Origin of the sequence: Actinoplanes sichuanensis (assembly GCF_033097365.1) — a bacterium.
GTDB classification, from domain to species: domain Bacteria; phylum Actinomycetota; class Actinomycetes; order Mycobacteriales; family Micromonosporaceae; genus Actinoplanes; species Actinoplanes sichuanensis.
The window spans coordinates 6587365-6608111 of sequence record NZ_AP028461.1; the positions used below are offsets into that span (position 1 = coordinate 6587365).

Below are 20747 nucleotides of genomic sequence, written 5' to 3' on the forward strand. Positions count from 1 at the left end.
GTGCCGGGCCGCCGCGTGCCGGACCGAGGCAAGCGGGACCGAGACAAGCCGGACCAAGACAAGCCGGATCGCCGGACTCGCCGGTGCGTGCCGGGGCGCCGTGAAACCGGCGACGACGAGCACCCCGATGCGGCATCGGCCTCAGTGATCTGATGCGGTCAGTGGGTGTGGGTCAGCGGTGACGGGCCGCTTCGGCCCGGCGGGCGCGTTTTGGCCTGGATGGGCCACCTGGCTTGCGGGGTAGCTCGGGTTCGCGACGGTTGCGGTCGTCCGAGGGGTGGAGCGTACCGCCGCAGGGGTTTGATCTGAGTCGGACAGAAAGGCGGGCGGCGAGTGACGCAAGGTTTCGCCGTGACGCGTATCCGTCACATTGACGTTCGCCCACCTCACGCCACCGGATCCGGTGATCTCCGGGAAATTTTCGTGACTGCGGGGCGCGTCCGGAAGAGCATGGAATGAACGCAGTTCACGCGTTCAGCTGAGCAACATCACCGCAGGTAGATCGACATCTGCACGCTTCGGCAATCGATCATGAATGGGACGCCGGAAAACGAGATCAAAAACGCTCCGCGAGGGAGAAAACGCGGTTTGTAATCTTCTCGGGGTTTCGTGTCCGGCCTCGGCATCGCACCATGGATGACGGGTGATGCATTCGATGAACGGGCGACGAGTTGCGGTAGTCATCAGCGTCGAGCAGCACGACGACCCCGTGCTGCGGCGATTCTCCGTGCCGTCGGCCGATGTGCCGACGTTCGCCGAGGTGCTCGGGGATCCAGCGCTCGGCGGGTTCGAGACCACGCATCTGCGGGATCCCGGGGCGCGCGAGGCCTACGGGCGGGTCAAGTCCCTGTTCGAGGGGCGTGACCAGGAGGATTGTGTCCTCCTGTACTTCCGGGGCGTGATGCTGACCGGGCCCGGCGGTGGGCTGTATCTGGCCGCCGCCGACACCGTGATGGGCCGGCCCACCGACACCGCGATCGACGTGGCGCAGATCGCCGCGCTCATGCAGCGCAGCCGCGCCGGGCAGGCGGTGATCCTGCTCGACGGACGCACCGGCGGCCCCGTCGACGCCGGCCACCACTTCCGGGCGTCCCGCTCCGCCGAATGGCAGAGCCGCGTCGTCATCGCCGCCACCCCGCGACCCGAACCGCCCACCTTCGCCGGCCTGATCGCCGAAGGCGTCTCCGGCGGCGCCGCCGACCGCGACCGGGACGGCTGGATCGGCATCAGCGAACTCTACGACCACCTGCGCGAACGCGACCCCAGCGTGCGGCAGTGGGTGTTCGGCTCGGGCCGGCAGCCGTGGCTGGCCCGGGTCCGCCGGCCCGGCAGCGACCAGATGGCCCTGATCGCCCAACTCGCGGTCGCCGCCGCCGGGAACGACCTGTCCCGCGCCGTCGAGGCCCGCGAAGCCCTACGCCGCCTGGCCACCGGTGAGGGCCGGGTCGCCGCCGCCGCGACCGCCGCCCTGCGCCGCACGTCCATCCGCATCGCCGAGCCGTCCCTGGACTTCGGTGCCGTCGCCCCCGGCACCCGTCAGCTGGCCGCCGAGATCGCCGTGCAGGGGCCGCCACTGGCCGCCGCATCAGTCGTGTCGACCGACGCCGAAGGCTTGCACGCCCGCCTCGAAGGCAGCCTCCTGCGGGTGTCGTGGTTCCCCACCGTGGGACGCCTCGACGGGGCGGTCACGCTCGACGGACCGGCCGGGGCGGCCCGGCTCGCCGTCACCGGTTCGGTCTCCGCGGATGCCACCACCGGCGGAAACGGCGCGGTGCCGGTTGGGTCTCCGGCCGGTGTTCCGTCCGCGCCGCCGTCGGGGTCTCCCGCGGGTGTTCCGTCCGCGCCGCCGTTCGGGTCTCCGGCGGGTGTTTCGTCCGGGTCTCCGTTCGGGTCTCCGGCCGGTGATCCGTCCGGGCCGCCGGTCGGTGGGGTCGTCGGCTGGGGCGCGGGTTGGGCTCTCCCGAGCAGCGACGTGGCCTGGCCGGGCGAGTCGGCCTGGCCCGGCGAGAACCCGGACCACACCTGGCCGGGCGAAACGAGCTGGCAACCGACAGGCCCGGTGTCGACCCCGCCGGTCCCGGCAGGCGATCCGGTCTCCGCCCCTTCATCCGGCACGACCGTTTCCGACCCTTCATCCGGTACGGCCGGAGCACCCCCCGAATCGAGCCCACCCTCCGCCGCGTCCGCCAGTGGACCCCCCGCGCCCGCCGTCGGGCGGGGTGTGTCGCCCTGGGCTCCGATCAGCGGGCCACCGGCCGGCGGCGGTTGGGCACAGCGACCGGTGAGCGGCCGCCCGGAACCCCTCCCACCGACCGATCCCGAACCCGGAACACCAAGCCGACCGTCCTCCGGACCGCAGACCCAGCCGCCGTCCGGACCGCCGGCCTCCGGACCGCCACTCTCCGGGCCGCAGGCCTCCGGACCGTCGCCCTCCGGATCGCTAGCCTCCGGACCGCAGCCCTTCGCGACGCCGAGCCAGCCACACTCCGCAGCACCGCCCTCCGCAACACCGAGTCAGCCGACCTCCGGACCGCCGATTCAGCCGCCATCTGCAACGCCCGGCGATGGTCGAGCGTCAGTCCGGCAGGAAGCTGGTTCCGGGGCGTCCGACTCGGCGGATGAGGACGCGCTGCTCGTCGCGCCGAAGGCCACTGTCCGGGGTTCCTTCCCGGTGGCGTCGACGCCGGAGATTCCGACAACGCTGCACGCGGAACGGAGTTCGGCAGGTTCCGAGACGGGTCAGTCACCGCAAGACTCGCGATCGGCTGACGGCGTGGTCCACACCGGGCCACTCGGTCCTGAAGTCACCGGCGCCGACGTCGACGCCGGTGCTGGTTCCCATGCCACCGCTGGTTCTCCCGCTGACGCTGGTTCCCATGCCGACGGCGGTCCCCCCGCCGACATTGGTTCCCATGCCGACGGCAGCCCTCATACCGACGCTGGTTCCCATGCTGATGCCGGTTCTCATGCCGGCCTGCCGTCGGCCATCCGGCCGGAGGCAGCGACGCCGACCGCTGAATGGCCGGAGCCGTCGTCCTCATCACGCCGATCGGACTCTTCCGATATTTCGGATATCGGTACCGGCTCGTCGGACGGAGTGATCAGGCCGCAGAACCCGGTTGTCGGCCCGGCCGAACCGCTGCTCGGCACGACGGGGGGCCAGTTCGGTGCCGGAGCGAATCCCGCGAACGTCCCGGACCAGCCGCAACAGACTACGCATGACAGCCCGACGCACTCGGTAGCAGACAGCGACCCGGCGAGCAGAGACAAGACCGCCGCCAGTGATCCGGCAGACCGAGACATCACCGCAGCCGGTGATCCGACGAACCGCGATATCACCGCGGCCGACGACGGAGCGGACCGCAGCATCACCGCAGCTCAGGACGGGGCGGACCGCGGCATCACCGCAGCTCAGGACCCGGCGGACCGCGGCATCACCGCGGCTGGTGAGTTCACGAACCGGGACAGAACTGCGGGCGGCGACCCCATGGGCGTCACTTCAGCAGGTGACTCGACGGACACGGGCGCGTCCCGCACTCCGGACATCGGCTCGGACGGCGTCGCCGAGGAGTCGGTGGGCGCTGTCGGCGTCGTGGGTGGCGCCGGTGCGGGGTCGACGGATCGGGTCGGCACCGCGAGTGAGGATTCCCCCAAGGTGGACGATCGGCACGGGGAGTCGGCCGACGGCTCCGGAGGTCCGGCCGACGGGTCTGCGAGTGAACCGACCGGCGAGGGTCGGGTGGCAGGGGAAGCTGCGGGGCCGGGGAGTGAATCGGCCGGTCTGGCGAGTGAGCGGACCGGGTTCGCCGGTGGCTGGGGGGCCGCGGCCGGTCTGGCCGCCGGGGCGATGACCTGGCCCGGTGGGAACTCCGGCACCTGGGGGCGCTCTGATCCGGATGGGGTCTGGCCCGCCGCTGGGCGGAAACCCGGGCAACCGGCCGCCGCCGATGACGCAGACAACGGGCACCCGGCGACAGGCGATCGGTCCGAGCAGATCGGGTCCGCGGCCGATGGCCCTCTCGTTGGCGAGCCCGGCGCCCCGGCGAGAACTGTCGCCGACCCCAGCCGATCCGCTACCCGAAGCGGAGTGCCGGCCGGGCCATCCGACCAGCCGCTCTACGGCCCACCGGCCGAATCCAAGACCGAGACATCCCGCTCCGCACCGGCCGAATCCGAGAACGAGACTTCCGGCCGTGCGCCGGCCGAATCCGAGAGCGAGACGTCCGGCCGTGCACCGGCCGAATCCGACAACGCGACGCCCAGCCGGCCGCCGGCCGGCACATCGATCGAAGCGGAAGCCGGGACATCCCGCCCTTCGCTGATCGACTCACCGGCCGGATCCGAAGCCGGGCCGCCCGGCCATTCGGCGGTCGGCGCGTCTGGTGCGGCGCCAGGACACGGAGCGGCTGGGCCCGGGGCGCCAGGACACGGGGCGGCTGGGCCCGGGGCGGCTGGGCCCGGGGCGGCTGGGCACGCAGCGCCAGGGCATGGGGCGCCAGGGCATGGGGGGCCTGTTCCGGCGCCCCGGCGAGCCGCCGACGATAGTGCTCCATGGTTGGCGGAGCCGGCTCGGGCGGAGTCGATGCCGGCCACCCCGGACCAGGAGAGGACACCGCAGACCGAACCGGCGAAGGCCGGCTCGGGGTCGGCGGAGTTCGCGGATGCGGGTGCCGGTTCGGCCGGGCGTGGATGGGTCGGGAGCGAACAGCCGGGCGTCCCGGCCAGTCCGTGGGGAAGCTCTCCGGCGAATGTGGAAGGCCGGAACAGCGGACAGTCCGAACCGGATGCGCACACCGCTCCGTGGCCGGGTACTCCGGGAGTGGACCCGAACGGGCCGGTGGATGGCGGCTGGCCGGTTGCGCCGACGAGCGGTTGGCCGACTTCACCGGCGTCGCCCTGGCCTGGGACGGACGCCTGGAACGCGGCGGGTGCGGGCACCACGTATCCGGGACGACCGGTGAGCGGCCAGCCAGGAGCCGGCTACCCCACAGCGGCGACCGAGACCGGGTTCCCCGGAGGGCCGACCGGAACCGGGTTCAACGAGGGCGGGTCGAGCGCGGGCCGAAGCGGCGGGTATCCCCCGGCCGGGCCGGGCACGGGCCATCCCGGAAGCGGGACGGGACCGACCGGGAACGGTCCCGGGGCGGGGCCGGGTGGACGGCCTCCGCGGACCGGGTATCCGGCCGGCTACCAGGGTGGGTTCCCGAGTGATCCGGGAGGCGGCCACGACTCCGGGAACGGCGGGACGGGGTATCCGCCGGGGGCGGGCGGTCCCCCGTACCCCCAAGAGAGAAAACCGCGCCGCCGAGGCGCGCTGATCGCCGCCGGGGTCGTGGTGCTCGCGCTGCTCGCCGGTGGGTCCTACCTCGGGGTGCGGTTCGCGCTGGCCGGTGACCAGCCGGAGGCGGCGCCGCAGCAGACCGTGACGCCGGAGCAGACCGGGACGCAGCCGGGCGGCGGGCAGGCGAGTGTGCCGGCGACCGATCCGGCCGGTACCGAGGTTCCGGCGCCGCCGAGCCTGGCGAAACCGGTGGTGGTGGACCGGATCAGTGTCGGCCAGGAACCGGAGGGCGTGACGGTCTCGCCGGACCACAAGACGATCTACGTGGCCGACCAGAACTCGAAGGACGTGCACTTCATCGACGTGAAGTCGAAGAAGATCGACGTGGTGAAGGTGCCGAATACACCCCGGTTCCTGGCGCTGTCCGCGGACGGTGCCCGGCTGTACGTGACACTGTTCGAGAACAACTTCACCGGCAACGGGCTGGCGGTGATCGATACGGCGTCGAAGGCGCTGGTGAAGACGATCCGGACCGGGCCGCGGCCGTTCGAGCCGGCGGTGGCGCCGGACGGCCGGGTGTGGGTGCCGATCCACAACGGGGCGCGGGTGGAGATCTACGACCCGCAGTCGCTGACCGAGGCGGCGCGGATCTCGGTGCCGCCGAACCCGCACTGGATCGTCTTCACCCCGGACGGGCGGACGGCGTTCACCGCGAACCACGAGTCGAGTCAGATCTCGGTGGTGAACGTGGCCGACGGGCTGGTCCGGAAGAATTTCAAGGTGGGCCGGTCACCGCACGCGCTGGCGGTCACGCCGGACGGCACCCGGCTGGTGGTGACCAACTACGACCTGGACACCGTGGAGGTGTACGACACCGGCGACCAGCGGCTGGTCCACCGGGTCAACGTGGGCAGGGAACCACAGGCGGTGATGATCTCCGCGGACGGGAAGCACGCGTACATCGTCAACGAGGGCTCGGACAACCTGTCGGTGATCGCTCTCGGTGACGGCAAGGTGGTGTCGACGGTCGCGGTCGGGGACAGCCCGCGGGTGAACGCGATCGCCCCGGACGGACGGCGGCTGTATGTGACCGATGGCCGCGGGAAGACGGTTACCGTGCTGAGAACGACCGAGGAGTGATGATTCCCTGGTAGCGTCGCGCCATGTCGACGGATTCACGTTTGCAGTCGCTCATGGCGCGGGAGCGCGTCACCTTCGCCGACCGTCATCCGGGTTCGCGGGCCGCGTACCAGAGATCTGATCATCTCTTCGGTCGTGTCCCGATGACCTGGATGAACAAGACCGCCGGCGATTTCCCCATCTACCTGGCGAAAGCGAACGGTAACCGGATCGTCGACGTCGACGGGAACACGTTCGTCGACTTCGCTCTCGGGGACACCGGCGCGATGGCCGGCCACTCCCCCGCCCCGGTCGTCGCCGCGGTCACCGAGCGTGTCCAGCATGGCCTGGCCACGATGATGCCGACCGAGGACGCGGCGATCGCCGGCGCCGAGCTGGCCCGCCGGTTCGGGCTGCCCGCCTGGAGTTTCGCGCTGACCGCCACCGACGCCAACCGCTGGGCGATCCGCCTGCTGCGCGCGGTCACCGGCCGGCCGAAGATCCTGGTCAACAGCTACTGCTACCACGGTTCGGTGGACGAGTCGCTGATCGTGGTCGGACCGGACGGGCGGGGCGTCAGCCGGGAGGGCAACGTCGGCGCGCCCGTCGACGTGACGCTGACCAGCCGGGTCGCCGAGTTCAACGACCTGGCCGGCCTGGAACGGGAGCTCGCGCACGGTGACGTGGCGGCGGTGCTGATGGAGCCGGCGCTGACCAACATCGGCATCGTGCTGCCCGAGGACGGCTACCTGGCCGGGGTGCGGGAACTGACCCGGCGGCACGGCACCTACCTGATCAACGACGAGACGCACACGTTCTCGGCCGGGCCGGGCGGCGCGACCGCGTTCTGGGGCCTCGAACCGGACGTGTTGACGATCGGCAAGGCCATCGGTGGCGGGGTGCCGGTCGGGGCGTACGGCCTCAGCGCCGAACTCGCCGACGCGCTGAGCGGCCGCGGCGACCTGGACCTGGTCGACATGGGCGGCGTCGGCGGCACCCTGGCCGGCAACCCGGTGTCGATGGCCGCGACCCGCGCCACGCTGCAGAAGGTCCTCACCGACGCCGCGTTCGCCACCATGATCGAGACGGCGTCGGCGTTCGCCGACGGACTGATCGAAATCATCGAGGGGTACGGGCTACCGTGGTCCGTCTCAAGGCTGGGTGCGCGGGTCGAATACCGGTTCGCCAGCCCCGCCCCACGCAACGGCACCGAGTCGGCCGCCAACGCGAACGGTGAACTGGAGGACTTCCTGCACCTCTACCTGGCGAACCGGGGTGTGCTGCTGACCCCCTTCCACAACATGGCGCTGATGTGCCCGGAGACGTCCCTGGCCGACGTGGCCCGGCACCACGAGATCTTCGATGCGGCGCTGAAGGAGCTTCAGATGTAGTGCGCCTGGCGGGCCTCGATCAGCTCCGGCAGGTGCTCGTGGCACCAGTCGCGGGCGGCGTCGATGAGAGTGAGCAGGCTCCGCCCCAGCGGGGTCAGCTCATACTCCACGTGTGGTGGGTTCGCTGGGAACTCCCGGCGGGTCACCATGCCGTCGCGCTCCATCGCGCGCAGCGTCTCGGCCAGCACCTTCTTCGTGATGGAGCGCAGCGGGACCAACAGCTCACCGAACCGTCGCGGCCCGCCCTCCAGGCAGATCACCACCATCGCCGTCCACTTGTCACCGACCCGCATCGGCACCAGCCGCGTCGGGCACTCCGGCGCGAACATCTCCGGATCCAGCGTTTCCATCCGCCCACGTTAGCGCCGGTTTCGTTGCGGTAACCAGGCCCCCGTCGCATAGCGTCCGCCGCATGACCAGCATCGTGATCTTCGGAGCCGGTGGCCGGGCCGGGCGGGCCGTGTCCGCCGAGGCCGAACGCCGTGGCATCCAGGTGACCTCAGTCGTCCGCGACCCCGCCAAGCACCGGCTGCCGGGCCGGGTCGTGCCGGGCGACATCCTCGACGCCGGGTCGGTCGCCGCGCTCGTCGCCGGCCACGACGCCGCCGTCAACGCCGTCTCGCCCGCCTCCGACCCGGAAGCCCTCAAAGCGCTCGGCACCCTGGACGGCAGGTTCTACATCACCGCCACCGACAACCTTCTCGACGGCCTCGCCGCGGCCGGGGTCCCGCGCCTGGTCGTGATCGGACTGTTCGCCAACCTGGTCGACGCCGACGGCGAACCGCTCTACGACGATCCGGCGGTGCTACCCGCCGAGTTCCGGCACTTCGCGGTCGCCCACACGGCCGGTCTGGACCGGCTCCGGGCCGCCGACACCCGTGTCGACTGGCTGGTGCTGACGCCGCCGGCCCAGCTCCTCCCGGACGCCCCGCGGCGCGGCGCCTACCGCAGCGGCGGCGAGACCGGCGGCGGGGTCACCCTGTCCTACGCGGACCTGGCGGTCGCGGTGGTCGACGAGATCGAGACCCCGGCGCACCACCGCACCCGAATCTCGGTCTTCGACTGACTCGACTGATCATTTTCGGCCGAGGACTGGTCAAGGGCGCCCGCTGAATGCCTTCCGGCCGGGGCCGGTCAGAGGGCGTCCGGCCGGTTCAGCGCCGGGTGTTTCTCGGCGGCCGTCGCGAACCAGGCCGGGCCCTCTGACCCCAGTGCCGTCCGGATGCGCAGCAGCGACCACTCGTCGAGTGCCGGCAGGGCGTCCGGCGCGAACCAGCCCACCTCCAGGGACTCGTCGTCGGTCGTCCCGATCTCGCCGCCGACGGCCCGGCACCGGAACCACACGTTGAGGTATTCGCACCGGTCCCCGTTCGGGTAGACCACCGGATGCGACGCCACCCCGGCGAGCCGCACGATCTCCGCGCGTACCCCGGTCTCCTCGAAGACCTCCCGCACCGCGGTGTCCGCGGGCTGCTCGCCGGGGTCCACCACCCCGGCCGGGACCGACCAGCGCCCATTGTCCGAACGCCGGGCCAGCAGCACCCGCCCGTCGTCGTCGGTGACCACGGCGCTCGCCCCGGGCAGCATCAGCAGGTCGTGCCCGATCGAGCCGCGCATGCGCTTGATGTATTCAGAAACAGCCACGCCGCAAACCCTAGAGACCACCGTCCAGCGCCGGCGCCGGCCCAGCCGGGGCGACGGGAACTGCCGATCAGATCACCCGCCACCCCGGCGGTCGCGGGCCGCCGGGGTGCGGGCCGGGTGTGGCAGGGTGTGGGGATGGATCCGCTTCGGAAACGCTTTCGGGAGTTGCACTCGGCCGGGACGTTCGTGATGCCGAACGCGTGGGACGTCGGGTCGGCCCGGGTTCTGCGGCAGGCCGGGTTCGCGGCGCTGGCCACCACCTCGTCCGGGCTCGCGGCCAGTCTCGGCAAGCGGGACCAGCAGGTGACCCGGGACGAGTTGGTCGCCCATGTGGCGGCGGTCGCGGCGGCGGTCGACGTGCCGTTGAGTGTCGACTCGGAGTGGCTGTTCGCCGACTCCGCCGAGGGCATCGCGGAGACTGTCGGCCTGCTGGCGGCGGCCGGTGCGTCGGGGCTGTCGATCGAGGACTACAACCCGGTCACCGGGAGCGTCCAGTCGCTGTCCGTCAGCGCGGAGCGGGTCGGTGCGGCGGCCGAGGCGGCGCGGCGCCACGATCTGGTCCTGACCGCGAGGGCCGAGAATCTGCTGTACGGCCATACCGACCTCGACGACACCATCACCCGTCTGATCGCCTACCGCGATGCCGGCGCCGACGTGCTGTTCGCCCCCGGCCTGACCGCTCGGCAGGACATCACCCGGGTGGTCGAGGCGGTGCGGGCTCCGGTCAACGTGCTGGCCCTGGGCGGCACGCCGAGCGTTGCCGAGTTGTCCGCTCTGGGCGTGCGCCGGGTGTCCACCGGCGGCTCGCTGGCATGGGCGGCCTACGGTGCGCTTCGCGACGCCGCCCGCGAGCTGCTGGAGTCGGGCACCACCGGCTACCGCTCGCGGGGCCTGACCTCCGCCGAGGTGGAGTCGGCCTTCACCGGACGGCCTTGAGAACCGGCCGGCGAAAGAGACGTCGAAACCGCCCTGCGGACCGGCCGGCGTAAGACACGCCGAAAGCAGTCCTGAGGACCGGTCGGGGCAAGACCGGGATCACCGGGCGGTGGTGTGGTGGTCGAGGGTTTGCGAGGTCAGGAACGGCAGGTCGGGGGTGTAGCCGAGACCAGCCGTGGTGGGCACCTCGACCCAGCCGTCCGTGCAGACGATCGGGGCCGTGGTGATGTCGCGGGCGTAGTACTTGGCCGAACCGGACACGTCCGACGGCAGGGTGAAGCCGGGCAGGGAGCTGAGCGCCACGTTCGCCGCACGGCCGATGCCGAACTCGTGCATGCCGCCGCACCACACCGGGATCCCGTGGGCCAGGGCCAGGTCGTGGGCGCGGACCGCCGCGGTGAGGCCGCCCATCCGGGAGACCTTGATGTTGACGATCCGGCCGGCCCGCAATCGGAGGGCGGTGACCAGGTCGTCCACCTCTTCGATGGATTCGTCGAGGCAGAGCGGGGTTTCCAGGACGGCTTGCAGGGCGGCGTGGTCGACGAGGGCGCGTGGCGCGTACGGCTGCTCGATCATCAGTAACCCGAGGTGGTCGAGCTGCCGGAAGACGGCGACCTCGTCGACCGGATAGGCGCCGTTGGCGTCGACGTGCAGCGGCACGGCGGGGAACGCGGTCCGGACCGCACGGACCGGGGTGACGTCCCAGCCGGGTGCGATCTTGAGTTTGACCCGCCGGTAGCCTTCGCCGACTCGCCGGGCGACCTGTTCGAGCAGTTCGTCGACGGTGGGTTCGATGCCGAGGGACACGCCGGCCTCGACCCGGGCCCGGTCTCCGCCGAGCGCTTCGGCCAGCGGCACCCCGGACACCTGGGACCACAGCGCCCAGGCGGCCGTGTCGAATCCGGCTCGGGCGAAGTGGTTGCCCCGCACTCTGGCCATGACCGCGGCGAGTTCCGACGGATGTTCCCAGCCGGTGTCGAGCACGAGCGGCGCGAGGAACGACCGGGCCACCGCCCAGCAGCTGTCCACGGTTTCGGCCGAGTAGTAGGGCCCGCTCGGCGAGGCGGTCTCGCCCCATCCGACGGCCCCGTCGGTGCTGGTCAGCGTGACGATGATGTGTTCGAGCGAGCGTTTGGCGTGGGAGCTGGTCCGGAACCGGTGGACGAGCGGCAGCCGGACACGGCGCAGTTCCACGCGGTCAATCTTGATCATGATCCTCCGCATAGAGTCCCAGTTCGGCGGCGAGTTCGTCGCGGAGGTGCAGGCGACGGCCGGCGCCCTTCGAGCTGGCGATGGTCAGGGTGGCGAGCAGATGCAGGGCCAGCATCACCGAGGTCGGCGAGTTCGCGTAGGAGGCGCTCCCGGTACCGATCACGATGCTCGTGGTGGCGACCGTGGTGAGCGGGGCGTCCTCGGCGTCGGTGATGAGGACCAGGTCACCGCCGTGCCGGACGTAGGCGGCGGCGACGTCGACGGTCTCCCGGCGGTATCTGGACATCGACACGGCGACGAGCAGATCGCCCTGGCGGACGTCGCTGAGCACGTCGAGGGCGCGCAGCGATCCGTCGCCGACCAGGTGCACCCCGGACAGTCCGGCGCTCAGGTCGGTGGCCAGCATCGACGCGTAGGCGAGCGATTTGCCGTACCCCAGAAGGTATCGGCGCCGGGCCGAGACGATGAGCGCGGCCGCCCGTTCGATGGCGTCCTGTTCGGCCGCCCAGGCCAGGGCCTTGTCGAATTCCTCCCGCTGCTGTTCGAGGACCCGCTGTTTGAGGACGTGCGCGGATCGGCGCTGGACGTTGCGGTCGAACCGTTCGGACGGGGTGGAGCGATGGGTCGTCACGATTCGTCATTCTCGAACGTGCAGGTGACCCGGTCGGCGTCGTGGGTCACGCCGGTCCAGCGGGCGCCGGTGGCGAAGTGCCGTTCCAGGCCGGAGCGCTGGGCGGCCCGGTCGGTGGCCGGGGACTCGAGCGTGCCGGCCGGTACACCCGGTTTGCGGGCGTGCCACAGATCCCAGCTGACCAGGACCCGGTCGGTGCCACCGCCGTAGTAGTCGGGCAGGAACCGGATCCCGGTGGCGCCCAGCACGTTCAGGTTGAAGTGGGCGTTGCGCAGTGCGTACGGATCGAAGGTCCACCGCATGGTCCGTGCCCCGGTGCCGCGCGCGGTCTGCGCCTGGGCCTGTTTGAGGCGCCGCCCGATGCCGAGGCCCTGCGCCGCCGCGTCGACCACCGCCGCCTGTGAGTAGTGGTAGAGCTCGCCGCGGTCGACCGCGGAGAACCCGAAACAGAAGCCGATCATCGTGCCCGCCGGGTCGAGGGCGCCGATGACCGACCCGGAGTTCTCCCGCAGGGCGGCGAGCAGGCGCGGGCTGACCCCGTACTCCGGCTGGGTGTAGCCGAAGACGGAACGGTAGAGGCGGGCGGCCGCGGTCAGCTCGGACGGCCCGTCCAGCTCCCGCACGACAACGTCCATGACGGCCTCCGATCGAAAGATACGTTTCGTATGAACGTCATCGTGGCAACATCATCGCTCGTTGACAACGGGCAGCGTACAATTTAGCTTTCGCATATGTCGCCAGCCACGCTCGACGCCCTGCATCGGTACACGCTGTGCGAGTCGCCCACCGGGGACCCCCGCTCGCTCGCCGCCCTGGCCGAGGTCCTCGACGCCGACGCCGCCCGGGCCGGTTTCCACACCGCCCGCGAGACGCACCCGACCGGGGATCACCTGATCTGGTCGCTGCCCGCCCGCGGCGTGAGCGGTGATCCGATCCTGCTGCTCAGTCACTACGACACGGTCTGGCCGGTGGGCACGCTGGCGACGATGCCGTGGTCGGTCGACGGCGACGTGCTCCGCGGGCCGGGCGTCTACGACACCAAGGCGGGCCTCGCCGCGCTCCTTTCGGCGGCGGGTGAGATCAAGGATCAAGACCATCCGGAGGTACGGGTGATCGTCGTCGCCGATGAGGAGATCGGCTCGCCGTCCGCCGGTGACCTGGTGCGCGCGGAGGCGGCCCGGGCACGCGCGGTGCTCGGGCTGGAGCCACCGCACCCGGGCGGCGACCTGAAGACCGGCCGTCGCGGCAGCACCCGGGCCCGGATCCAGGTGACCGGGGTGGAGGCGCACGCCGCCCTCGACCCGGAGGCCGGGGCCAGCGCCATCGACGAACTGGTCGACCAGCTGATCCTGATCCGGTCGGTGGTGGCGGACCGGCCGGTGCTGCTGAACACCGGGACGATCGCGGGTGGCGGCCGCACCAACGTGGTCGCCGGGCAGGCGCACGCCGACCTGGGGCTGCGGTTCTCCGACCCGGCCGACGAGGAGGCGGTGCTCGGCGCGCTCGACCGGTTGCGCCCGGTCCGGGACCGGGCGTCGGTGGCCACCCGGCTGCTGTCACACCGGCCCACCTGGCGTCCCGGCCCGGCCGGCGCCGACCTGCTGGACCGGATCCGGGTGATCGCCGCCGGGATCGGCCGACAGGTCGACGGTCGGCCCGCCGACGGTGCCGCCGACACCAACACCGCCGGAGCGCTCGGCCACCCCACGGTCGACGGCCTGGCCCCACGTGGGGGTGGCGCGCATGCCCGTACCGAATGGGTCTCCGTCGCCGGCATCGCCGAGCGGACCGCCCTCCTCGCCGCCCTTCTGACCGGTCTCTGATCAGCCCTGGGCGGCTGCCTCCCGCCCGCCGGCGGCGTCGGCGGGCTCGCCGAAATCGGCATCGGGCGGCACCAGCTCACGGTCGGCCTCGGCGCGGGGCCGTGACGCCGGGTGACGGGGCAACCGTTCGACGGTGGTCTCGGACGGCTGAATGGTCGGGTTTTTCGTCGGGTCTTTCGTCATGGGTACAGATTTCCCTCCAACGAGTCGTTTAGACTCGCGGATCTCCGGGAATGGGGGCTGTTCGTAGCCTCCGGGAGGGGCATCGATGCTGAACGATGACGACCGGCGCACGATCGCGGAACTCGAACGCCGGATCCACCTGAGTGACCCCGATTTCGCCGCGCGGATGGCCGGCCCGCCCAGGGAAGTGCCGTTCCCGGTGATCGCGGTGCTGTGTGCGGCCCTGTTCATCCTGGTCCCACCGGTGATGCTGCTGTTCGGCTGGCCGGGCCTGATCGTGGTGCTCGACCTCTTCGTGGCCGGTGTCGTGGTCGTCCTGGTCCGCCGCCACCTGCGCCGCTGACAGTTCTCTCATCGGGCTCTCATCCGGACGTGGTCCTATGACAGGACCATGAGCGCCCGTGTCCTCGTCGTCGACGACCAGCCCAACATCGTCGACCTGCTGCAAACCGTGCTGGCCTTCCACGGTTTCACCGTCGACACCGCCGGCACCGCCGAGGCGGCCGTCGCGTCGGCCGCCGACCACCGGCCCGACCTGGTGCTGTTGGACGTGATGCTGCCCGACGGCGACGGGCTGGAGGTGTGCCGGCGGCTGCGCGCAGGTGGGATGACCGGTGGGATCATCTTCCTCACCGCGCGTGACGGGCGTACCGATCAGGTGTCCGGTCTGGCATACGGCGGCGACGACTACGTCACCAAGCCGTTCGACGTGGAGGTGCTGCTGGCCCGGGTGCGGGCGGTGCTACGCCGGGTTCCGGCCGGGGCAGACGGTGCGATTGCGGTGCTGAGCTACGCCGGCCTGGTCCTCGACCCGGAGACCCTGGCCGTCACCCGCAACGGCGAGCCGCTGACGCTGTCGCCGACCGAGCTGAGGCTGCTGCGATATTTCCTGACCAATCCGGGGCGGGTGCTGTCCCGGGCACAGATCCTGGACGCCGTGTGGGACTGCGGTTCCGGCAACGTGTCGAACGTCGTCGACACATATGTGGGCTATCTGCGGCGCAAACTCGACAGGCACGGGCCACCATTGATCGTCACCCACCGCGGTTTCGGGTACGCGCTGCGAGCCGACCGGTGAGCGGCCGCCGGTCGCTGCGGTTCTCGCTGGTCGCCGGGGTGGCCGGGCTGACCGCGGCGGCGCTGGTGATCACCTGGGTGACAGCGGCGGTGGCGCTCCGGTCGTACCTGATGGAACGCGCCGACGAGCAACTCGCCGCGGCGGCGGTGCTGGTCCGGCAGCGGGCCGCGTTGATCAGTGGCCCGACTGGCGCCGAGCTCCGGTCGGCGGTGTCGGTCACCGACTATCTGATCGAGTTCCGCCGCGCCGACGGGCACACGGTTCGCCTGGTCGGCGGCACCCCACTGCCGGGCACGCCGCTGCTCGACCGGGTCCGGCCGGACGACACCGGGCCGCAGACGGTGGCGGGCGACTACCGGGTACGGGTGGTGCCGGTCGGCAACGGCACGGTGCTGGTCGGGCTGCCGCTCGCCCCGGTCCGGGACACCGTCACCCGGCTGGCGTGGGTCGCCGCCGTCACCGCCGTGCTGGTGCTCGCGCTGCTCACCGTCCTGGCCCGCTGGCTGGTGATCAGGCGGCTGCGCCCGCTCGACGAGATCGCCGCCACCGCCGGGGCGATTGCCGCAGGTGATCTGGACCGCCGGGTCGGCGCGCCGGAGCCGGGTTCGGCGGCGGCCCGCACCGAGGTGGGGCGGCTGTCGGTGGCCGTGGACGGGATGCTGGCCCGGATCCAGGCGGCGATGGTCGTGCGGGAGCGGTCCGAGCAGCGGATGCGGGCGTTCGTCGCGGACGCCTCACACGAGTTGCGTACCCCGGTGACGTCGATCAGCGGCTACCTGCAACTGGTCCGGACCGGTGTCGTCGACCTGTCCACCCGCCCCGACGTGCTGCGGCGCATCGAGGAGGAGGCCACCCGGATGGGCACCCTCGTCGACGAGCTGCTGTACCTGGCCCGGCTGGAGTCCGACCCGCCGGCCCGCCGGGATCCGGTCGATCTGGCTGGGCTGATCGGCGACGCGGCCGCCGACGCCCGGGCCGTCGAGCCGGACCGGCCGGTCGAGGTGTCGGTCGCCGGGCCGGTGACGGTTCCCGGTGACGAGGGGGTGCTGCGACGGGTCCTGGCGAACCTGCTCAGCAACGTCCGGGCGCACACCCCGCCGGGCACGGCGGTGCTGGTCAGCGCGGTGCCGTCGGGCGGCCGGGTCCGGGTCACGGTCGCCGACGAGGGCCCGGGGATGCCCGCGGACCAGGCGGGCCGGGCGTTCGAGCGGTTCTGGCGGGCGGACCCGTCGCGCGCCGGAACCGACGGCGCCGGGCTCGGCCTGGCCATCGTCGCCGAAGCGGTCCGCGCCCACGGCGGCGCCACCGGCATCGACGTGGGCGGGCCGGGTCTCACAGTGTGGTTCGAGATTCCCATCTGACTCTCATCCGGTTCCCGCCGGGCCGTCATCGGCGACCTGTGACATGGCCCCATGCGAAAACGTCTGATTCTCGGTGTCGTGGCCGGTCTTCTGCTGGTCACGACAGTCATCACCGATCGGGTCACGGCCTCGGCCGCGGCCGGCCGGCTCACTGAGCGGCTGCGCTGCGCCGCCGGCCTGTCGTCCGACCCGTCTGTCTCGTTCGGTGGTTTCCCGTTCCTGAGCCAGCTGGCCCTCGGCACCTTCGACAGCATCCGGGTCGCCGCCGACGACGTGCCGGCCGGGCGTTACCGGGTGGGTGTCGAAGCCACCGCGACCGGCGTGCGGCTTCCGGACGGCGGCGCGGTTCGGGCCGATTCCCTCAAGGCCACCATCACCATCGGGTACGACCTGCTGCGCGCCGCAGGAGCAACGGACGGCTCCACCCCGACGGCGGTCGCCGGGCTGCTGGACGAGGTCACCGCGGACGACTCCGGTCACCTTCTGTTCTCCGCCACCCGGACGCTGTTCGGCCGGAAGATCCCGGTGACCGTCATCGCCACCCCGGAGATCTCCGGCGGAGAGCTGACCGTCCGGCCGGTCGAGGTGGAGGTGCCGTCGGCCGGGCTGCGCCTGCCGGCCACCCGGTTCGGCGCGCTGAAGCAGCTGCCGAGTGCCGGCCTGCCCGAACTCCCCGGCGGACTGTCCTGGACCGGGGTCACCGCCACCCCCGACGGCCTGCGCCTGTCGGTCGAGGGCACCGGCCTGACCACGGACACCCTTGCGGCCGGGTCCTCGGCGCGCTGCGGCTCCCCCGGTGGCACGGCATGAGCGCCGCCCGCACGGGCACCCGCACCCACCTGCTGTTCGCCGGCATCGGCCGGGCGGCCGTGCGGCGGCCGTGGTGGACGATCACCGGATGGGTGCTGTGCACGGTGACGGTGGCGGCCCTGGTGATCGTGTTCGGCCGGCCCACCGACGACGACACCACGCTGCCCGGCAGCTCCGCCCAGCGGGGCCGGGACCTGCTGGCCGAGCATTTCCCGGGAACCGACGGGGCGACCGGCTCGGTCATCCTGCGCTCGCCGGACGGCCCGCTGAACACGGCCGCGACGGCCGAGGCGGTGACGCGGATCGAGGCGATCGGGCACGTGACCTCGGTGACCCCGCCGAGCGTCGCCGCCGGTTCGCTGACCGCCGACGGGTCCACCGGTTACCTGTCCGTCCAGTTCGACGTCGGGCCCCGTGACCTGGAAAGCGGACTGACCGGCGAAGTGCTGGACGCGGCGCGGGCGGCCACCGGACCGGGTGTGGAGGTGCTTCCGGGTGGCGCGCTGGCCCGGACCGAGCCGGACACCAGGCGCAGCGAGGCGTTCGGCCTCGGGGTGGCCCTGGTCGTGCTGGTGCTGGCCTTCGGCGGGCTGGTGGCGGCCGGGCTTCCACTGCTGACCGCGCTGTTCACGCTGGTCAGCGGGCTGGGCCTGATCGGCCTGGCCGGCCATCTCACCGCGGTCCCGGCAGTGGCCGGCACGATCGCCACCATGATCGGGCTGGGGGTCGGCGTCGACTACGCCCTGTTCATGATCACCCGCTATCGGGCGCTGCTGGCCGCCGGCACACCGGTCCCGGACGCGGTGACCGCCATGGTCGCCTCGTCGGGCAGCGCGGTGGCCTTCGCCGGCGGCACCGTGGTGGTGGCCCTGGCCGGCCTGACCATCTCCGGGGTGCCGGTCCTGGTCACGCTCGGCTGGACCGCAGGTCTGATCGTCCTGGTGGCGGTGACCGCCGCCGTCACTCTGCTGCCCGCCCTGCTGACCGTCCTCGGCCCGCACATCCACGCCCTCCGGATCCCCCGCCCGCCGTCGCCACCGGACAGCAGACCCGGCGGCCAGAAAGCGCCGACCCCACCGGACACCGGACCCGGCGATCAGGGCGAACCCGGCGGCCGGAGAGCGCCGACGGCGGATCAGGCGTCGGCCTGGGGGCGCCTCGCCGATCGGGTCACCCGGCGGCCTTGGCCGTATGCGCTGGTCAGCGTGGTCCTGTTGCTCGTGGTGGCGGCGCCGGTGACCGGGATGACGCTGGGACAGACCGATGCGGGGGACGAACCCGCCGGAACCGCGGGGCGGGCCGGCTACGACGTGCTGGCCGAGGCGTTCGGGCCGGGGGTGAACGGGCCGCTCACCGTGGTCGCCGAACTGACGCCGCCCGGCGGGGCATCGGATCCGCGGGTCGCCGGGCTGGTGGGGGCGGTCGGCGGCGTTCCCGGGGTGGCCCGGGCACACCCCGCCCGGGTCTCCGGCGACGGGCGGGTGGTGTCGGTGCGGGTGGTCCCGGCGACCGGGCCGGGTGACCCGGCGACCGTCGGCACGGTGGCCGCGCTGGAACGGGTGGCGGTGTCCGGCACACGGGTGTTCGTTACCGGTCCCACCGCGGTCAAGGCGGCGCTGGCCGAGCGGGTGGGGGCGCGGATGCCGTACGTCATCGGGCTCGTGGTCGTCCTGGCCGCTCTCCTGGTGCTGATCGCCTTCCGGGCCCCGGTGGTCGCCGTGAAGGCGGCGGTGATGAACCTGTTCTCGGTGGCGGCCGCTTACGGGGTGCTGACCGCCGTGTTCCAGTGGGGCTGGGGTGTCACGCTGGTCGGGCTCGACGGGCCGGTGCCGATCGAGTCGTATGTGCCGATGCTGCTGTTCGCGTTGCTCTTCGGGCTCTCCATGGACTACGAGGTCTTCCTGCTGACTGCGGTCCGGGAGTCGTGGGACGTCACCGGCGACAACCGGCGGTCGGTGCGGGACGGGCTGGCCGGCACCGGGATGGTGATCACCTCGGCCGCCGTGGTGATGGTCTGCGTGTTCGCGAGTTTCGTCCTGAGCCCGAGTCCGGTGGTGAAGATGACGGGTCTCGGGCTGGCGGTGGCGGTGGCGATCGACGCGACGGTGATCAGGGGGCTGCTCGTCCCGGCGTCGATGGCGCTGATGGGGCGGGCCAATTGGTGGGCGCCACGCCGGTCAGACCGCCACGTCCACGAGGTCGCCGCTGTTCAGGACGCCGCGGAGGGCGTACAGAGGAACGCCCTTGGTCTGTAGGAGCGTGACCACGGCGGCCGGTCCGGTGGCGGCCGCCGCGACGTCCTCGGCGGGCATGCCGAGTAGGCGGCTCACCCCGGCGAGTTTGGTCTCGTCACGCAGGCCGGCGTTGTTCCCGCGGGGGCCGCCGGGTGGTAGCGGCGGTGGTGTGTCCGGGTCGGTGTGGGTCTTTCCGGCGATCCGTTCGGCGACCGCGTCGGCTCCCTCGGCCGCGGTCGTCTCCGGGGTCAGCCCGGATTTGATCGCGCTGATCAGCGCATCGTGGGTGATGCCGCGGGTGGTGGCGATGTCGTTGAGGCTGCGGCCGGTGTCCAGTTGGGCGCGCAGCTCGTCGGCGGTCATGCCGAGGGTCTGTGCGACCCGCACCATCGGGTTCTCCCGGCGCTGCGTGGCCGGTATCCAGTAGTAGGAGTAGGCGCCGGTGGAGGCGGGCACGCCGCTGATCGTGGTCATGGCCGTCAGTCATCGGCGGCCCGCCGGGCATCCTGTGATCTTTCAGCCGGCGGTGACGGTGGTCGCGGTGATGATGCCTTCGGAGTCGGGTACGCCCTCGACGGTCACCGGGACACCGGACGTGATGCTCTCCAGCGTGGCCGTCTGGCTGACCTTGACGGTGGTGGTGTCGCCGGTCCGGACCGTGACCGTGCCGCCGTCTGCGGTCTGCACGTAGAGCGTCGTGCCGTCGACCATCTTGACCGTCCCGGTCGTCCCACCGGCGGCGGCCGGCTGGGCGCCGCCGTCGGGCCCCCGCGACGGGCCGCCGGCACCGCCGAAACCCCCGAACCCGCTGGGCATACCGGCCCCGTTCGGCACTCCGGAGGGGCTGTCCGAGGTGCCCCAGCGTTCGTGCGCCTGCACGCCGCCGAGGAAACCACCGGCCAGCAGCACCGCGCCGAGCAGCGCCAGCGTGGTGCGGTTCCACCAGCGGCGGGGCGCGGCGGCGGCCAGCGCCTCGTTCAGCTCCGGGTGGGTGCCGGACGGGCGGGGCAGGACCTCGGTGTCGTGGTTCGTCGGAGTCACGTG

Annotated in this window: 19 protein-coding genes; 10 read left to right on the top strand and 9 right to left on the bottom strand. The window is 72.2% G+C overall.

The window, feature by feature from the left end; translation table 11 throughout:
* Positions 1-556 precede the first annotated feature (556 nt).
* On the bottom strand, positions 557-1246 hold the full coding sequence (locus tag Q0Z83_RS30465; protein ID WP_317786675.1) for a hypothetical protein: 690 nt from the start codon (positions 1244-1246) through the stop codon (positions 557-559).
* Positions 1247-5335: 4089 nt separating this feature from the next.
* Between Q0Z83_RS30465 and Q0Z83_RS30470 the strand changes: the two genes are divergently transcribed.
* A complete protein-coding gene (locus Q0Z83_RS30470; protein ID WP_317786676.1) occupies positions 5336-6421 on the top strand; it encodes a YncE family protein in 1086 nt (361 codons plus the stop codon).
* 23 nt (positions 6422-6444) lie between these two features.
* Complete coding sequence (locus tag Q0Z83_RS30475) at positions 6445-7791, top strand: transaminase (protein WP_317786677.1); 1347 nt, start codon at positions 6445-6447, stop codon at positions 7789-7791.
* Here Q0Z83_RS30475 and Q0Z83_RS30480 read toward each other — a convergent pair.
* A complete protein-coding gene (locus Q0Z83_RS30480) occupies positions 7782-8141 on the bottom strand; it encodes a winged helix-turn-helix transcriptional regulator (protein ID WP_317786678.1) in 360 nt (119 codons plus the stop codon). The genes Q0Z83_RS30475 and Q0Z83_RS30480 overlap by 10 nt on opposite strands.
* Positions 8142-8203: 62 nt before the next feature.
* Here Q0Z83_RS30480 and Q0Z83_RS30485 point away from each other — a divergent pair, with 62 nt between their 5' ends.
* The gene (locus Q0Z83_RS30485; protein ID WP_317786679.1) at positions 8204-8857 is read left to right on the top strand and encodes an NAD(P)-dependent oxidoreductase; all 654 of its coding nucleotides are present in this window, start codon (positions 8204-8206) and stop codon (positions 8855-8857) included.
* Between the two features lie 68 nt (positions 8858-8925).
* Here Q0Z83_RS30485 and Q0Z83_RS30490 read toward each other — a convergent pair whose 3' ends face one another.
* Positions 8926-9435, bottom strand: coding sequence for an NUDIX hydrolase (locus tag Q0Z83_RS30490; RefSeq protein ID WP_317786680.1), 510 nt, complete (start codon positions 9433-9435; stop codon positions 8926-8928).
* 135 nt (positions 9436-9570) lie between these two features.
* Here Q0Z83_RS30490 and Q0Z83_RS30495 point away from each other — a divergent pair, with 135 nt between their 5' ends.
* Entirely contained in the window at positions 9571-10371 is an 801-nt protein-coding gene (locus Q0Z83_RS30495; RefSeq protein ID WP_317786681.1) for an isocitrate lyase/PEP mutase family protein, read from the top strand.
* A gap of 99 nt (positions 10372-10470) precedes the next feature.
* Here the strand turns inward: Q0Z83_RS30495 and menC are convergent, their stop codons facing one another.
* From menC to Q0Z83_RS30510, 3 genes are read right to left on the bottom strand one after another with little or no spacing between them, the layout of a single operon-like run.
* Positions 10471-11565, bottom strand: coding sequence for an o-succinylbenzoate synthase (gene menC, locus Q0Z83_RS30500; RefSeq protein ID WP_317786682.1), 1095 nt, complete (start codon positions 11563-11565; stop codon positions 10471-10473).
* Between the two features lie 4 nt (positions 11566-11569).
* On the bottom strand, positions 11570-12214 hold the full coding sequence (locus Q0Z83_RS30505) for a MurR/RpiR family transcriptional regulator (protein WP_317786683.1): 645 nt from the start codon (positions 12212-12214) through the stop codon (positions 11570-11572).
* A complete protein-coding gene (locus Q0Z83_RS30510) occupies positions 12211-12849 on the bottom strand; it encodes a GNAT family N-acetyltransferase (protein WP_317786684.1) in 639 nt (212 codons plus the stop codon). The genes Q0Z83_RS30505 and Q0Z83_RS30510 overlap by 4 nt, the downstream gene beginning before the upstream one ends.
* 96 nt (positions 12850-12945) lie before the next feature.
* On the opposite strand from Q0Z83_RS30510, the gene Q0Z83_RS30515 reads away from it, so the two are divergent.
* Complete coding sequence (locus Q0Z83_RS30515) at positions 12946-14037, top strand: M20/M25/M40 family metallo-hydrolase (protein ID WP_317786685.1); 1092 nt, start codon at positions 12946-12948, stop codon at positions 14035-14037.
* Here Q0Z83_RS30515 and Q0Z83_RS30520 read toward each other — a convergent pair whose 3' ends face one another.
* Positions 14038-14220, bottom strand: coding sequence for a hypothetical protein (locus Q0Z83_RS30520; RefSeq protein ID WP_317786686.1), 183 nt, complete (start codon positions 14218-14220; stop codon positions 14038-14040).
* An 85-nt stretch (positions 14221-14305) separates the two neighbouring features.
* Between Q0Z83_RS30520 and Q0Z83_RS30525 the strand changes: the two genes are divergently transcribed.
* From Q0Z83_RS30525 to Q0Z83_RS30545, 5 genes are read left to right on the top strand one after another with little or no spacing between them, the layout of a single operon-like run.
* On the top strand, positions 14306-14563 hold the full coding sequence (locus Q0Z83_RS30525; RefSeq protein WP_317786687.1) for a DUF3040 domain-containing protein: 258 nt from the start codon (positions 14306-14308) through the stop codon (positions 14561-14563).
* A gap of 48 nt (positions 14564-14611) precedes the next feature.
* Positions 14612-15298 carry a response regulator transcription factor gene (locus tag Q0Z83_RS30530; RefSeq protein ID WP_317786688.1) on the top strand — a complete coding sequence of 229 codons (687 nt, stop codon included), beginning with the start codon at positions 14612-14614 and terminating at the stop codon, positions 15296-15298.
* Positions 15295-16659, top strand: coding sequence for a sensor histidine kinase (locus tag Q0Z83_RS30535; RefSeq protein WP_317786689.1), 1365 nt, complete (start codon positions 15295-15297; stop codon positions 16657-16659). The genes Q0Z83_RS30530 and Q0Z83_RS30535 overlap by 4 nt, the downstream gene beginning before the upstream one ends.
* Positions 16660-16710: 51 nt before the next feature.
* Positions 16711-17469: an LmeA family phospholipid-binding protein gene (locus Q0Z83_RS30540; RefSeq protein ID WP_317786690.1), complete on the top strand. Its 759-nt coding sequence runs from the start codon at positions 16711-16713 to the stop codon at positions 17467-17469.
* Positions 17466-19724: an MMPL family transporter gene (locus tag Q0Z83_RS30545; RefSeq protein ID WP_317786691.1), complete on the top strand. Its 2259-nt coding sequence runs from the start codon at positions 17466-17468 to the stop codon at positions 19722-19724. Before Q0Z83_RS30540 ends, Q0Z83_RS30545 begins: the two co-directional genes overlap by 4 nt.
* Here the strand turns inward: Q0Z83_RS30545 and Q0Z83_RS30550 are convergent.
* Both Q0Z83_RS30550 and Q0Z83_RS30555 read right to left on the bottom strand, forming a co-directional pair.
* Entirely contained in the window at positions 19647-20177 is a 531-nt protein-coding gene (locus Q0Z83_RS30550; RefSeq protein ID WP_317786692.1) for a hypothetical protein, read from the bottom strand. The genes Q0Z83_RS30545 and Q0Z83_RS30550 overlap by 78 nt on opposite strands.
* Positions 20178-20219: 42 nt before the next feature.
* Positions 20220-20744 (bottom strand): hypothetical protein, encoded by a 525-nt coding sequence (locus Q0Z83_RS30555; RefSeq protein ID WP_317786693.1) that lies wholly within the window; start codon positions 20742-20744, stop codon positions 20220-20222.
* Between the last annotated feature and the right edge of the window lie 3 nt (positions 20745-20747).